At 33.1% G+C, this 14,108-nt stretch carries 17 protein-coding genes and 1 pseudogene; 15 read left to right on the forward strand and 3 right to left on the reverse strand.

What is annotated here, in order from left to right:
- Positions 1 to 115: 115 nt before the first annotated feature.
- The 5 genes from folE to FNB79_RS01260 all read left to right on the forward strand — a co-directional run bounded on the left by folE (position 116) and on the right by FNB79_RS01260 (position 4,087).
- Positions 116 to 793, forward strand: coding sequence for a GTP cyclohydrolase I FolE (folE, locus tag FNB79_RS01240; protein WP_143379570.1), 678 nt, complete (start codon positions 116 to 118; stop codon positions 791 to 793).
- 12 nt (positions 794 to 805) lie between these two features.
- Positions 806 to 2,290 carry a cysteine--tRNA ligase gene (cysS, locus tag FNB79_RS01245; protein ID WP_143379571.1) on the forward strand — a complete coding sequence of 495 codons (1,485 nt, stop codon included), beginning with the start codon at positions 806 to 808 and terminating at the stop codon, positions 2,288 to 2,290.
- A 48-nt stretch (positions 2,291 to 2,338) separates the two neighbouring features.
- On the forward strand, positions 2,339 to 2,560 hold the full coding sequence (gene yidD, locus FNB79_RS01250) for a membrane protein insertion efficiency factor YidD (protein WP_143379572.1): 222 nt from the start codon (positions 2,339 to 2,341) through the stop codon (positions 2,558 to 2,560).
- Positions 2,561 to 2,654: 94 nt separating this feature from the next.
- Positions 2,655 to 3,581, forward strand: coding sequence for a prolipoprotein diacylglyceryl transferase (lgt, locus tag FNB79_RS01255; protein WP_143379573.1), 927 nt, complete (start codon positions 2,655 to 2,657; stop codon positions 3,579 to 3,581).
- Positions 3,582 to 3,592: 11 nt separating this feature from the next.
- A complete protein-coding gene (locus FNB79_RS01260) occupies positions 3,593 to 4,087 on the forward strand; it encodes a DUF192 domain-containing protein (protein ID WP_143379574.1) in 495 nt (164 codons plus the stop codon).
- A gap of 90 nt (positions 4,088 to 4,177) precedes the next feature.
- Here the strand turns inward: FNB79_RS01260 and FNB79_RS01265 are convergent, their stop codons facing one another.
- The 3 genes from FNB79_RS01265 to FNB79_RS01275 all read right to left on the reverse strand — a co-directional run bounded on the left by FNB79_RS01265 (position 4,178) and on the right by FNB79_RS01275 (position 5,622).
- On the reverse strand, positions 4,178 to 4,573 hold the full coding sequence (locus tag FNB79_RS01265) for a rhodanese-like domain-containing protein (RefSeq protein WP_143379575.1): 396 nt from the start codon (positions 4,571 to 4,573) through the stop codon (positions 4,178 to 4,180).
- 7 nt (positions 4,574 to 4,580) lie between these two features.
- Positions 4,581 to 4,895, reverse strand: coding sequence for a rhodanese-like domain-containing protein (locus FNB79_RS01270; RefSeq protein WP_143379576.1), 315 nt, complete (start codon positions 4,893 to 4,895; stop codon positions 4,581 to 4,583).
- 193 nt (positions 4,896 to 5,088) lie between these two features.
- Positions 5,089 to 5,622, reverse strand: coding sequence for a TlpA disulfide reductase family protein (locus tag FNB79_RS01275; RefSeq protein ID WP_143379577.1), 534 nt, complete (start codon positions 5,620 to 5,622; stop codon positions 5,089 to 5,091).
- Between the two features lie 114 nt (positions 5,623 to 5,736).
- Here FNB79_RS01275 and FNB79_RS01280 point away from each other — a divergent pair, with 114 nt between their 5' ends.
- From FNB79_RS01280 to FNB79_RS17135, 10 genes and pseudogenes are all read left to right on the forward strand, one after another.
- Positions 5,737 to 6,192, forward strand: coding sequence for a MarR family winged helix-turn-helix transcriptional regulator (locus tag FNB79_RS01280; protein ID WP_143379578.1), 456 nt, complete (start codon positions 5,737 to 5,739; stop codon positions 6,190 to 6,192).
- An 84-nt stretch (positions 6,193 to 6,276) separates the two neighbouring features.
- Positions 6,277 to 6,843 carry a YceI family protein gene (locus tag FNB79_RS01285; protein WP_143379579.1) on the forward strand — a complete coding sequence of 189 codons (567 nt, stop codon included), beginning with the start codon at positions 6,277 to 6,279 and terminating at the stop codon, positions 6,841 to 6,843.
- Positions 6,844 to 7,136: 293 nt separating this feature from the next.
- A complete protein-coding gene (locus tag FNB79_RS01290) occupies positions 7,137 to 8,540 on the forward strand; it encodes an anthranilate synthase component I family protein (RefSeq protein ID WP_143379580.1) in 1,404 nt (467 codons plus the stop codon).
- A gap of 12 nt (positions 8,541 to 8,552) precedes the next feature.
- Positions 8,553 to 9,119: an anthranilate synthase component II gene (locus FNB79_RS01295; protein WP_143379581.1), complete on the forward strand. Its 567-nt coding sequence runs from the start codon at positions 8,553 to 8,555 to the stop codon at positions 9,117 to 9,119.
- 2 nt (positions 9,120 to 9,121) lie between these two features.
- Positions 9,122 to 10,114, forward strand: coding sequence for an anthranilate phosphoribosyltransferase (gene trpD / locus FNB79_RS01300; protein WP_143379582.1), 993 nt, complete (start codon positions 9,122 to 9,124; stop codon positions 10,112 to 10,114).
- A 4-nt stretch (positions 10,115 to 10,118) separates the two neighbouring features.
- Positions 10,119 to 10,904, forward strand: coding sequence for an indole-3-glycerol phosphate synthase TrpC (gene trpC / locus FNB79_RS01305; RefSeq protein ID WP_143379583.1), 786 nt, complete (start codon positions 10,119 to 10,121; stop codon positions 10,902 to 10,904).
- A 23-nt stretch (positions 10,905 to 10,927) separates the two neighbouring features.
- Positions 10,928 to 11,506 (forward strand): annotated as a pseudogene (locus FNB79_RS17465) (phosphoribosylanthranilate isomerase); the annotation flags it as partial.
- A 48-nt stretch (positions 11,507 to 11,554) separates the two neighbouring features.
- Entirely contained in the window at positions 11,555 to 12,736 is a 1,182-nt protein-coding gene (trpB, locus tag FNB79_RS17470; protein WP_317129220.1) for a tryptophan synthase subunit beta, read from the forward strand.
- A 303-nt stretch (positions 12,737 to 13,039) separates the two neighbouring features.
- Positions 13,040 to 13,810, forward strand: coding sequence for a tryptophan synthase subunit alpha (gene trpA, locus FNB79_RS01320; RefSeq protein WP_143379585.1), 771 nt, complete (start codon positions 13,040 to 13,042; stop codon positions 13,808 to 13,810).
- A gap of 97 nt (positions 13,811 to 13,907) precedes the next feature.
- Positions 13,908 to 14,051, forward strand: coding sequence for a hypothetical protein (locus tag FNB79_RS17135; protein WP_185967824.1), 144 nt, complete (start codon positions 13,908 to 13,910; stop codon positions 14,049 to 14,051).
- Positions 14,052 to 14,108 lie beyond the last annotated feature (57 nt).

Consider the following 14,108-nt stretch of genomic DNA (forward strand, 5'->3'; position numbering starts at 1 on the left):
AAAACAGAGCTGTCTTTGTATATAATATAACAACTATTAATTGTTTCACAATTCAAACTTAAAGAAAACGGAATTACCTATCTTTGCAAATTAAAACAGCTTTATTTTTAGATAAATGAAATTTGATAATAATATAGAAGAGTTTGATGCTATAGGAGATAATCATATTGGTACGTCTAGCGACACGCCAATGCGTGCTGATGCATTTGACATTTCTGATGAAGAAAAAATTAAATCTATAAAAGCAGATGTTCACCACATTATGGAAACATTAGGCTTAGATTTAACAGACGATAGTTTAAAAGGTACTCCTAACAGAGTTGCTAAAATGTTTGTAAAAGAAATTTTTGGCGGATTAAATCCAAATAAAAAACCAACAGCTTCAACCTTTGACAATAAATATAAATACGGAGAAATGTTAGTTGAAAAAAACATTACATTATACTCTACTTGCGAGCACCATTTACTACCTATAGTTGGTAGAGCTCACGTAGCGTATATTTCTAATGGTAATGTTGTAGGACTATCAAAAATGAATCGTATTGTAGATTTTTATGCTAAACGCCCTCAAGTACAAGAACGTTTAACCATTCAAATTGTAAAAGAATTACAAAATGTTTTAGGTACAGAAGATGTAGCTTGTATTATAGACGCAAAACATTTATGTGTAAATTCTAGAGGGATCCGTGACATTGAAAGTAGTACTGTTACTGCCGAATTTGGAGGTCAGTTTAAAGAAAAAAACACACGTAGAGAATTTATTGAGTACATAAAACTAGAGACACAATTTTAAATCATCCTGATTATGCCTCAGCTATACAAGCAACAACACATTAAAATTTACAATTCCCTTTCTGGTCAAAAAGAAGTATTTACACCTATTAACGATGGCTATGTAGGTATGTATGTTTGCGGACCAACTGTTTACAGCAATGTACACTTAGGAAATGTAAGAACATTTATGTCTTTCGATACTATTTTCCGTTACCTAAAACACTTGGGCTATAAGGTACGTTATGTACGAAATATTACGGATGCTGGACATTTAGAAAATGATGCAGACGAAGGAGAAGACCGAATTGCAAAAAAAGCACGATTAGAACAAATAGAACCTATGGAGGTTGTACAGCGTTATACTGTAGACTTTCATAACATCTTAAATAAATTCAACTTTTTACCGCCTAGTATAGAACCCACGGCTACCGGCCATATTATTGAACAAATTGAATTAATTAAAACAATTATTGATAATGGCTTTGGTTACGAAATAAACGGCTCTGTATATTTCGATGTTTTAAAATTTAATGAAACCAATAATTATGGTAAATTAAGTAAGCGAAATGTTGAAGATTTAATTCATAACACTCGTGTATTAGACGGACAAACCGACAAGAAAAACCCTCAAGATTTTGCGCTTTGGAAAAAGGCAGAACCGCAACATATCATGCGTTGGCCTTCACCTTGGAGCGATGGTTTTCCAGGTTGGCATTTAGAGTGTACCGCTATGAGTACAAAGTACTTAGGCGAACATTTTGATATTCACGGTGGTGGAATGGATTTAAAATTTCCTCACCATGAATGTGAGATTGCTCAAGCAGAAGCCTGTAATCATCAATCGCCAGTTAATTATTGGATGCATGCTAACATGCTAATTATGAATGGTAAAAAGATGGCTAAATCTACAGGAAACTTTATTCTACCTGAGCAAATTTTTACAGGAGAGAACGAACATATTACTCAAGCATATAGTGCAAGTGTCGCCCGTTTTTTTATGCTACAAGCCCACTATCGATCTGTTTTAGATTTTACTAACAACGGGTTATTAGCTAGCGAGAAAGGGTTCAATAGATTAATGGATGCTATCACAGATTTAGATAACTTAAAAACTAGTGCAACATCATCTGTAAACATTTCTGAATGGAAACAGAAATGTTATGATGCCATGAACGACGATTTTAATTCGCCTATCTTAATTGCTAATTTATTTGAAGCTGTAAAATTTATCAATCAAATAAAAGACGGAAAAGCAACACTTACCGAAGCTGATTTGCAAGAATTAAAATCTACCATTAACACCTTTACTTTTGATGTTTTAGGATTAGTACATGGTGCACAAGCAGAAACAGGAGAAGATAAACTCTCTGGAGCTGTAGATTTATTAATTAAATTAAGACAAGAAGCAAGAGCAAATAAAGATTTTGCTTTATCTGATAAAATTAGAGACGAACTTGCTGCAGTAGGCATACAGCTAAACGACGGTAAAGAAGGCACAACATTCTCTACCAACTAAACACATAACACGGACAAGCTTTATCTCTTGTCCGTTTTTTATACACTAATGAAACGTTTATTAATCGCTCCTTTTTTATTCTTAATTAAGATATATCAAACTTTTATATCGCCATTAACACCTGCCTCTTGTAGATATCATCCTACATGCTCGCAATACACTAAAGAAGCCTTATTAAAACACGGCCTAATAAAAGGCGGTTGGTTAGCTATTAAACGTATTTTTAGTTGTCATCCTTGGGGTGGTTCAGGATACGATCCTGTTCCTTAAACTCTAAGTCCATTTTAATAGTTTGTTAACGCACTATTCTTTTTTTAATCCTTTGTCAAATGTCTATATTTAGGCATTGAAAACTAAAAACACTATGCACTTTTTAAAATTCGATTGGAATCCTACTTCTGGAATTGAAATTATTGGAAATTTCCAACTTCATTTTTATAGCCTTATGTGGGTTACTGCCTTTTTATTAGGTTGGTATGTTATGAAACGTATCTATCAAAAAGAAAAGGTTTCTCTAGAATACTTAGACCCATTATTTATTTACACTGTACTGGCTACCATGATTGGAGCGCGACTTGGCCATGTTATTTTCTATCAGCCTGAATTATTTAAAGACGATTTTCTTAGTATTTTTTTACCCATACGCACAAAACCAGAACTTGAATTTACAGGCTTCCAAGGCTTAGCAAGTCATGGTGCTGCTATAGGTATTATTATAGGCATGTATTTATATCGAAAAAAATACAATTATAAATCCCTAATGTGGATATTAGATCGCATTGTAATACCTGTATCCTTAGGTGCTATTTTTATTAGAATTGGAAACTTTATCAATTCTGAAATTATAGGAAAAATTACAGATTCTAGTTTAGGGGTTCGTTTTATACAAGAAGAATATAATAAATATGAAGCTGTAAGACTTACAGGTATTAAAGATCCAAAAGAAGCATATAATGCTATAGCTAATAATCCTCAGTTCCAAAACTTATTAGATGCCGTTCCCTACAGGCATCCAGCACAATTATACGAATCTGCTTGTTATGTATTTGTATTCCTCATTTTATGGACTATCTATAATAAAACCTCTAAAAAAGATAACCCTGGCTATTTATTTGGTTTATTTTTAGTTTTATTATGGACTATAAGATTCTTTGTAGAGTTTGTTAAAGAAGCTCAGGTAGACGATCGTGCAACTTGGGCATTAAACACGGGGCAATGGTTAAGTATACCTTTTATAATAGTAGGTTTTTATTTTATGTTTATTTACAAAAGCTCATCTAAAAAAGCTTAAAATTCTGTATTATGAATGTACCCAAACTTATTTTCTCAATACTATTACTAGGTTTAGCAACCTTAACTTTAGCCTGTAAAGACGAAAAAAAAACAACTATAGCACCTACAGAAATTACATTCAAAAAAGAAGGTGAGTTAACGCTTTATAAATCAAAAACAGACTCTGTAATTAAAACATTAAATATAGAAATTGCAGATACTGGATATGATAGAGAAACTGGTTTAATGTATCGTTCTGCTATGGAGAATAACAATGCCATGTTATTTGTTTTTCCAGATGAGTTACCACGTGGTTTTTATATGAAGAATACTCAAATTCCGTTAGACATTATATATATTGCAGAAAACAAAACTATAGCTAGTATTGCTAAAAATGCAAAACCAATGGATGAAACCACTGTATTATCTCACAAACCAGCAATGTATGTTTTAGAAGTTAATGCAGGTTTAGCAGATGCTTGGCAATTAAAAGAAGGAGATTCTATAACTTATACAAAACAATAATAACATACAGCTTATTATAAATCTTATAAAAAAGCAGGATTTAATATAAATTAAATCCTGCTTTTTATTTTACATTAGGGTCTATGTAACCTAATCTTTTATAAGAATATTACCTTTATGTTTCCATTCAGATACGCCACCCTGTAAATCAAAAATCTTTACAAAACCTGCTTCTTTTAACTTTTGTGCACATTCTGCACTACGTTTACCCGAATTACAGTACAGTGCTACAGGTTTAGATTTATCTAGATTTTTTATATCTTCTTCAAACGTTTCAGAACTATAATCTATATGCTGAGAATTTGCAATATAACCTTGTTTAAATCTATCTTCTTCAGATCTAAGATCAACTAATTGTACGTCGTCTAAACTAATAAGCGATTGCATTTCTTCAGCAGAAACAACTTCAATTACACCTGTTTCATGACTTGTACAAGCCATAAACAAGAGAACCAGAAAACCATAAAGTATATTTATTTTTTTCATATACAATTTACCTCTCTGCAACCTCACCGGTCCATTCATTAAAACCGCCTAATAAATTGTATGCATTTTCAATGCCTAATTGATCCATAATTTCGCAAGCTTTACCACTTCTTGCTCCAGAACGACAATACACATAATAATTTTTAGATTTATCTAATTCATCAACTTGGTTAACAAATTCCTGACCTAAATAAAAATCTATGTGCTTAGAATTTGGTATAAATCCCTGATCTACTTCATCATCTGTTCGTACATCTAAGATCACAGCATTACTATCGCTAGCTAATTGTTCTACCCATTCTTCTTGTGTTAAATCTGCCATAATTTCTTTTATTATTTTAATTACAAATTTATAATATCTTTAATACATAAACGAAAAAAATCAAGAAGTCTTACACTTTCTACGCTATTTATTTTAAATGACTAACAGAACAATTACTTAGAGTGTTATAGGTCTATCTTTTTTTATTAGAGTCTCAAAATAAACAATATACACAATATTAAAAATCAGAATTTTAATTTAAAAATGTTTTTAATTCTCTTTCTAAATCTTGATAAGTAAATGGAGAATCATAAAACTTTCGTGAATCTTTATTATAAATTATCGTTACGGGAATCGAACCAGACCAAGAAGCCTCAATTTTAGGAATCCAAATATTAGATTGTACATCGTTTAGAGCTATTACTCGAGACTTAATATTGTGTTTTATTAAAAATGGTTTTAGTTTAGTTTCGTAAACGTTTGGTGAATCTAGACTCACTAACAGCAAATCTACTCCTTTTGAAGCATATACAGATTTCAATTTTTCAAAATGAGGTAATTCCTTTACACAAGGTGCACACCAAGTCGCCCAAAAATTAATAACGTGTACTTTATCATCTTTTAATTCTAATAAAGGCGCTAACGTTTCAAAATTATAAACAGTCAAATCCCTAGTTTGTTCCACAGATTCAACCTCTATTACATCTTTAGATATTGTTTTATTTTCATCGTGTCTCTTACAAGCAAAACACCACAAGACTATTAATATAAGTAACAACTTTTTCATGTGTAAAAATAATGATCGCCTATGCCTTCTAATTCATTTTAACAAAAATTTATAGATCCAAAATAAATTAAAATTACAAAATTAACCATACATTTGTATATACAACAGTTGTATATGAAACAATTAGAAGACATAATAAAAGCAAGCGCTCCGATTCCGTTGCAAAAAAAAACGGTTTTAAATATCGCGTATTCAAATATTTGGTTGAAAGCGCATCTTGTTTCTATTTTTAAAACTTTCGACATTTCTAATGAACAATTCAACGTTTTACGAATTTTAAGAGGAAAAAAGGCAGCGCCCACCAACTTACAAGACATACAGGATCGCATGATTAACAAAATGAGTAATACGACGCGACTGGTAGATAAACTTATATTAAAAGGACTGGTAGAACGCTATACTTGTAAAAAAAACAGAAGAAAAGTAGACATTTATATTACTCCTGATGGGTTAAAATTATTAACTGCTATTGATCCTATTATAGAAAAAGCGGAACACGATCTTACATCAAATCTTAATGAAGCCGAGTTAAAACAACTAAATGTCCTGCTTACTAAATTAAGGTCATAATTTACAATAAAACTTATCTGGATTAGAATCCAACAATAACAATTTACACATTCAATAAATAATTTAATCTCAATAACTATTACAATGAAACACACCCTTAAAACAGCTTTGGTATTAATAATTGCCATTGCATTCGCATCTTTCACTACTTTAAAAGACAAAAAAGTAAATGTTAAAGACAGTACAATTACTTGGACAGGTCACAAAGTTACCGGACAACATGACGGTACCATAACACTTAAAGAAGGGACATTAGCATTTAATGGCAACACTTTAGTAGATGGTGCTTTTGTTATGGATATGACCACTATTAACACCACAGATTTAAAAGGCAACTCTAAAACAAAATTAGATGGGCATTTAAAGGATGATGATTTTTTTGGCGTAAACAAATTTCCTACTGCTACTTTAGACTTTACTAAAGTTGAAGGCCAAGGTCCAAACTATACTGTCACTGGAGATCTAACTATTAAAGGTGTTACAAAACCAATTACTTTTAATATGAATGTGGTTGAAGGTACTGCTACAGCAGCTTTTAAAATAGATAGAACGAAATACGGCATTAAATATGGATCTTCTAGTTTCTTTGACGATTTACAAGACAAGGCCATTTATAACGAATTCGATATTAATGCAACTTTAAAATTCTAACCATTCATTCAAAATTGTGAGTTCAAAATGTGTGATTCCATAATTCCTGTAGAATTGTAATTTAATTTAAATATCTACAGGAATTCTCTTTTATAATTTTATCAAAAAAAATTTGATAACTAAATTTACATTACTATATTTGAAACAAATAATTACGAATTGAACACAAATTTAAATATTACTTGGTGGTGGAGCTCTCGAAATTCAATCTTCGTGAACTAAACCTATTGTATATTTTAAACTCAAAATAACAAGGCTTGTCATTCACGACAAGCCTTTTTTATTACAAAAAAATGAAGCAATTTAAACTTACAACGCATTACCAAAAAATATTAGCCGATACCATTACACCGGTTAGTATCTATTTAAAAATTAGAGACCGTTTTCCAAATAGTATCTTACTAGAAAGTAGCGATTACCACGCTAATAATAACAGCTTCTCTTATATTTGTTGCAATCCCATTGCGTCTATAAAAGTGCAAAATGAAACCATTACTCAGGAATTTCCTAATGGAGAAATTAGCACCGTAAACATAGAAGAACGCAGTATGGTGACCGAAGAAATTCACAACTTTAGTCAGCGTTTTAAAACCGACGAGATTGAAGAGTTTAAATTTATTAATAATGGAATTTTTGGATACCTTGGATATGATGCTGTACGCTATTTTGAAGATATAGATATCTCTAAAAAAGAAGAAGTTTCAGGTATTCCAGACATATATTATGCGGTATATCAAAACATCATTGCTATCAATCATTTTAATAATGAAGCCTATATTTTTGCACATTGCTATGATGCAGAAAACAATATAGACGATATTCAGCAACTCATTAAATCCAATCAATTCGCCACATATCAATTTACACCCGAAGACGATATTACTTCAAACTTAACCGATGAAGAATACAAAAAAAATGTCGTTTTAGCCAAACAACATTGTGCCAGAGGCGATGTCTTTCAATTGGTGTTATCTAAAAAATTCTCTCAAGAATTTAAAGGCGACGAGTTTAATGTGTATCGCGCCTTAAGAAGTATTAACCCATCGCCTTACCTCTTTTATTTTGATTATGGTACCTTTAAAATCTTCGGAAGTTCGCCAGAAGCACAATTGGTAGTGAAAGATGGTAATGCAGAAATTCACCCAATTGCCGGAACTTTTAAACGTACTGGTAATGACGAAAAAGATGCTGAGCTTGCTAAAAAATTAGCGAAAGATGATAAAGAAAATGCCGAACACGTTATGCTAGTAGATTTGGCTAGAAACGATTTAAGCAGACACGGAAGCCAAGTTACAGTAGACACCTATCGCGAAGTGCAATTTTTCTCGCATGTTATTCATTTGGTAAGTAAAGTAGTTGGTAAAAAACATGCCAATACCATTACCATGCAAGTGGTTGCCGATACATTTCCTGCCGGAACATTAAGCGGAGCACCAAAACACAAAGCCATGCAACTGATTGAAAAATACGAAAAAACAAGTCGTGAGTTTTACGGTGGAGCTATTGGATTTATGGATTTTAACGGTAATTTTAATCATGCGATAATGATTAGAACGTTCCTTAGTAAAGACCATAAATTACATTGGCAAGCTGGCGCAGGAATCGTATCTAAATCGAAACCAGAAGACGAGTTACAAGAAGTATACAACAAACTAGGAGCCTTAACCAAAGCTATAGATTTAGCTAAAAATATTTAATTGTACAGGATTATGAAACAGATATTAGTTATAGATAATTACGATAGTTTTACGTACAATTTAGTACACTATTTAGAAGATTTGGGCTGCCAAGTAACCGTAAAACGAAATGATAAACTAACGTTAGAAGACGTTGCAGCCTTCGATAAAATTGTGTTATCTCCCGGTCCTGGAATTCCAGATGAAGCCGGTTTATTAAAAGACATTATAAAGACCTATGCTCCAACAAAAAGTATTTTGGGCGTATGCCTTGGTCAACAAGCAATAGGTGAAGTTTTTGGCGGCACAATAGAAAACTTAGATAACGTTTATCACGGTGTTGCTACAGCGGTAACCTTATGCGTAGATGACGAATATTTATTTAACGGTTTCGAAAAAACATTCCCCGTTGGGCGTTACCATTCTTGGGTAGTCTCTAACAACTTACCAGATGTGTTAGAAGCTACTTCTTTTGATGAAAATGGTCAAATTATGTCATTACGACACAAAACATACGATGTGCGCGGGGTACAATATCATCCGGAATCGGTGTTAACACCTAACGGAAAACAAATGCTTAAAAACTGGATAAATAGTTAATCATGAAACAAATACTTAACAGACTTATTAATCACGAACACATCTCTAAAGAAGAAGCAAAACGTGTATTGGTAAACATCTCTAAAGGCGATTATAATCAGAGTCAGATTGCTTCATTTTTAACGGTGTATATGATGCGTAGCATTACAACAGATGAATTAGAGGGGTTTAGAGATGCGCTTTTAGAATTGTGCTTGGCAGTAGATTTATCTGGATATAACACTATAGATTTATGCGGAACTGGTGGTGACGGAAAAAACACTTTCAACATTTCAACTTTAGCCTCTTTCATTACGGCTGGTGCTGGCGTACATGTTACAAAACACGGAAATTATGGCGTATCTTCTATTTCGGGTTCTAGTAACGTCATGGAGCATTTGGGTATAAAATTCACCAATGATGCAGGCTTCTTAGAAAACTGTTTAGAAAAAGCTGGAATTTGTGTATTGCACGCTCCCCTATTTCACCCAGCAATGAAAAACGTTGCGCCTATTCGTAGAGAATTGGGTGTAAAAACATTTTTTAATATGTTAGGTCCCATGGTAAACCCTGCGTTTCCAAAAAATCAATTGGTTGGTGTTTTTAATCTAGAACTAGCAAGATTATATGGATATTTATATCAAAATACCAATAAAAACTTTACCATTTTACACGCTCTTGATGGATATGATGAAATTTCATTAACAAGCGACACTAAAGTTATTTCTAATCATTCTGAAACTTTATTATCTCCAGAAGATTTTGGGTTACAAAAAATTAAACAATCCGAAATTTTTGGTGGAGACACCATTCAAGAGGCCGCCAATATATTTATGTCTATATTAGAAGGCAATGGTACTGCAGCTCAAAACAATGCGGTTTGTGCAAATGCTGCCATGGCTATTAAAACGGTAAAAAACACCTCGTTAACAGATAGTTTTGCTGCAGCTAAAGAAGCTTTACAATCTGGTGAAGCTTTAAAACGATTCAAAACATTAGTAGATTTAAGTGCATAATACTATGAATATTTTAGATAAAATTGTAGCCGATAAACGTACAGAGGTAGCTTTAAGAAAATCACTTATTCCTGTAAAGCAATTAGAGCAATCTATATTATTTACAAGACCCACAAATTCTTTAGCATCGGCATTACAGGTTAGTACAAGCGGAATCATTGCAGAACACAAACGCCGTTCGCCATCAAAGTCTGTTATCAATCATAATTTAAACGTTTTTGATGTCGCCAAAGGTTACGAAGATGCGGGTGTTTGCGGCATGTCGGTACTTACCGATGGCAAATATTTTGGTGGTAGTTTAGACGATTTATTAACGGCTCGTGCAAGCAGCAATTTGCCTTTATTACGTAAGGAATTTATTATAGATACCTACCAAATTATTGAAGCTAAAGCCTACGGTGCAGACGTAATCTTACTAATCGCAGCCATTTTAACACGTGAGGAAATTAAAACCTTTTCAGAACTAGCAAAAAGCTTAAATTTAGATGTGCTATTAGAAGTACATAATGAAGAAGAATTACATAAATCGATAATGCCAAGTCTAGACATGCTTGGTGTTAATAACAGAAATTTAAAAACCTTTGAAGTCTCTTTAGACATCAGTAAAACATTAAGCACTTTAATCCCAGCCGATTTTGTAAAGGTTTCAGAAAGTGGAATAAGTGCTATAGAAGCGATTAAAACACTGCAACCCTATGGCTACAAAGGGTTTTTAATTGGTGAAAACTTTATGAAAACAGATAATGCCGGAGCCAGTGCAACGCAATTTATTAATGCCTTAAATGCCTAGTTATGAAACTAAAAGTGTGTGGCATGAAATATGCCGATAATATTGAAGCTATAGCTAGTCTGCAGCCCGATTACCTCGGTTTTATTTTCTACGATAAGTCGGCACGGTTTATAGATACAGAGATTCCTAACCTTTCAAAAGCAATTAAAAAAGTTGGTGTTTTTGTAAATGCTTCAGAAGACACGGTTATTAAAACCGTTTTAAAAAATAACTTACAAGCCGTTCAACTTCATGGTGCAGAGTCGGTAGCGTATTGCGAAACACTAAAAACCCAACTACCTGACATTGAAATCATCAAAGTATTTTCTATAAAAGATGAATTTAATTTTAATGTCCTAACACCTTTTGAATCGGTTTGCGATTATTTTCTGTTCGACACCAAAGGCAAATTACCAGGTGGTAATGGTTATACATTCAATTGGAATATTCTAGAACAATACGCGTCCACAAAACCTTACTTTTTAAGTGGAGGAATCGGTAGTGCAGAAACTGAAAATTTAATTCATTTTTTTGAAAGTGAAGCTTCAAAATACTGTTTTGCTATTGATGTAAATAGTAAATTTGAAATTCAACCTGGTTTAAAAGATGTTAAGCAGGTAAAACAATTTAAAGAACAATTATTTAGCAAGCATGCTAAAAAACAACATACCATGAGTTACAATGTAAATGAGAATGGATATTATGGCGAATTTGGTGGTGCATATATCCCAGAAATGTTATATCCAAACGTCGAGGAGTTACGCCAAAACTATTTAAAAATTATGGCAGAACCTTCTTTTAAAGAAGAGTTCGACCAATTATTAAAAGATTATGTTGGACGCCCATCTCCGTTATATTTTGCCAAGCGATTAAGCGAAAAATACAACACAAAAATCTATCTTAAACGCGAAGATTTAAACCATACTGGTGCTCATAAAATCAATAATACTATAGGCCAAATTTTAATGGCAAAACGCTTAGGCAAAAAACGTATTATTGCTGAAACTGGCGCCGGACAACACGGGGTAGCAACCGCCACGGTATGTGCGCTTATGGGCTTAGAATGCATAGTGTATATGGGCGAAATAGACATTGCACGCCAGGCTCCAAATGTGGCACGTATGAAAATGTTAGGCGCAACGGTTGTGCCTGCGTTATCGGGCAGTCGTACATTAAAAGATGCTACCAATGAAGCTATTCGCGATTGGATTAACAATCCTGTAGATACACACTATATTATTGGTAGTGTGGTAGGTCCACATCCTTACCCAGACATGGTAGCCCGTTTTCAATCTGTAGTCTCTCAAGAAATTGAGTGGCAATTACAAGAGAAAGAAGGCCGTACTAAACCAGACCACGTTATTGCATGTGTAGGTGGTGGTAGTAATGCTGCTGGTGCTTTTTATCAGTATTTAGATGAAACAGATGTTAATTTAATCGCTGTTGAAGCTGCTGGTTTAGGCGTAGATTCTGGCGAAAGTGCAGCAACCTCAGCCTTAGGAAAAGAAGGTATCATTCACGGTAGTAAAACCTTATTAATGCAAACAGACGACGGACAAATTACTGAGCCTTATTCTATCTCGGCAGGTCTTGATTATCCTGGCGTAGGTCCTATGCATGCGCATTTATTTGCTTCTGGTCGTGGCGAATTTATTTCAATTACAGATGATGAAGCGATGAAAGCAGGTATGGAATTATGTAAATTAGAAGGTATTATTCCTGCTATTGAAAGTTCACACGCTTTAGCGGTGTTTAAAACCAGAACATTTAAACCTGAAGATGTAGTGGTGTTAAGCTTATCTGGTCGTGGTGATAAGGATTTACAGAATTACATTGACTATTTTAAGATTTAGATTTTTTCATTTCCGCGTAGGCGGAAATCTCATCACCTTTTTATGCATGTTCATTACATTTACATATTAACCCATAAAAACCTTTACATGAAGATATAATGTATATAAATTAGTCTATTTTGAAACTACGAAATATATAAATAACGCCATAAAAAGAGAACGCCAATTAAAAAAGTGGAACCGAGAATGGAAAATAAATTTAATTAATGGATTGAATCCAGGTTGGAAAGATCTTTCAGAATACATCTAAATAAAACATTAAAAGATTCCCTTCATCGAGGGAATATAAACTATTCATTTACAATGAACAGAATAAACCAAAAACTCCAAGAAGACAAAAAATTATTGTCCATATATTTTACTGCAGGTTATCCAAGCCTAAACGATACGGTTAGCATTATAGAAGATCTTGAAAAAAACGGGGTTGATATGATTGAAATTGGATTACCTTTTAGCGACCCTTTAGCCGATGGTCCAACCATTCAGGCCAGTTCTACACAAGCTTTGAAAAACGGCATGACAACGGCAAAGTTATTTGAGCAACTCAAAGACATTAGAAAAACGGTGTCTATTCCTCTAGTAATTATGGGGTATTTTAACCCGATGCTGCAATACGGTGTTGAAGCATTTTGTAAAAAATGTCAAGACATCGGTATCGACGGTTTAATTATACCTGATTTACCTGTTAATGAATATAAAAATCATTACCAAGCTACTTTTGAAAAATACGGATTAGTAAACGTGTTTTTAATTACGCCACAAACTTCTAACGAACGTATTGCTTTTATAGACGAAATTTCTAACGGATTTATTTATATGGTAAGTAGTGCTAGTGTTACAGGTAGCCAGTCTGGATTTGGTGAAGAGCAAACCAAATATTTTAAACGTATAGCCGATATGAACTTAAAAACACCTCAAATTATCGGCTTTGGTATTAACAATGAAGAAACCTTTAATCAGGCAACAACATATACAAAAGGAGCTATTATTGGTAGTGCTTTTATTAAGTATATTTCAAAACATGGTATTAATAACATAGGAGCTTTTACGTCTAAGATCAAACCTCAACTTTAGCGTTTAACACTCATTAACAAAGGTTTAATAGAATTTTGACACCCATTCGCGCTTCATTTTTTTAACTTGAACATGAATCAATAAAAAGAGAACTATTATGGGAATTATAAAAGATCAAAAGAAATTTAAAACTAAAGAAGAACAATCTATACCAACTAATCCAACTGCAAATACCAATCAGGATACCAACACGTTCGATATAGATAAGAAAACGATAAAAGATCAACAGAATAAAAAATAATTTTAAAATTAAAAAAGGGCTTTTCTAATTGAAAAGCCCTTTTTTTGTACCCTAAAA

It is taken from the genome of Formosa sediminum, from assembly GCF_007197735.1.
GTDB classification, from domain to species: domain Bacteria; phylum Bacteroidota; class Bacteroidia; order Flavobacteriales; family Flavobacteriaceae; genus Formosa; species Formosa sediminum.

Bases quoted from the DNA above. Each gene is read 5' to 3' on its own strand.
- folE (WP_143379570.1), top strand. From the start codon at position 116: ATGAAATTTGATAATAATATAGAAGAGTTTGATGCTATAGGAGATAAT.
- trpB (WP_317129220.1), top strand. From the start codon at position 11,555: ATGAGTTACAATGTAAATGAGAATGGATATTATGGCGAATTTGGTGGT.
- FNB79_RS01260 (WP_143379574.1), top strand. From the start codon at position 3,593: ATGAATGTACCCAAACTTATTTTCTCAATACTATTACTAGGTTTAGCA.
- FNB79_RS01275 (WP_143379577.1), bottom strand. From the start codon at position 5,622: ATGAAAAAGTTGTTACTTATATTAATAGTCTTGTGGTGTTTTGCTTGT.
- FNB79_RS01280 (WP_143379578.1), top strand. From the start codon at position 5,737: ATGAAACAATTAGAAGACATAATAAAAGCAAGCGCTCCGATTCCGTTG.
- FNB79_RS01285 (WP_143379579.1), top strand. From the start codon at position 6,277: ATGAAACACACCCTTAAAACAGCTTTGGTATTAATAATTGCCATTGCA.
- FNB79_RS17135 (WP_185967824.1), top strand. From the start codon at position 13,908: ATGGGAATTATAAAAGATCAAAAGAAATTTAAAACTAAAGAAGAACAA.
- trpD (WP_143379582.1), top strand. From the start codon at position 9,122: ATGAAACAAATACTTAACAGACTTATTAATCACGAACACATCTCTAAA.
- FNB79_RS01295 (WP_143379581.1), top strand. From the start codon at position 8,553: ATGAAACAGATATTAGTTATAGATAATTACGATAGTTTTACGTACAAT.
- trpA (WP_143379585.1), top strand. From the start codon at position 13,040: ATGAACAGAATAAACCAAAAACTCCAAGAAGACAAAAAATTATTGTCC.
- lgt (WP_143379573.1), top strand. From the start codon at position 2,655: ATGCACTTTTTAAAATTCGATTGGAATCCTACTTCTGGAATTGAAATT.
- cysS (WP_143379571.1), top strand. From the start codon at position 806: ATGCCTCAGCTATACAAGCAACAACACATTAAAATTTACAATTCCCTT.
- FNB79_RS01265 (WP_143379575.1), bottom strand. From the start codon at position 4,573: ATGAAAAAAATAAATATACTTTATGGTTTTCTGGTTCTCTTGTTTATG.
- FNB79_RS01290 (WP_143379580.1), top strand. From the start codon at position 7,137: ATGAAGCAATTTAAACTTACAACGCATTACCAAAAAATATTAGCCGAT.
- FNB79_RS01270 (WP_143379576.1), bottom strand. From the start codon at position 4,895: ATGGCAGATTTAACACAAGAAGAATGGGTAGAACAATTAGCTAGCGAT.
- yidD (WP_143379572.1), top strand. From the start codon at position 2,339: ATGAAACGTTTATTAATCGCTCCTTTTTTATTCTTAATTAAGATATAT.
- trpC (WP_143379583.1), top strand. From the start codon at position 10,119: ATGAATATTTTAGATAAAATTGTAGCCGATAAACGTACAGAGGTAGCT.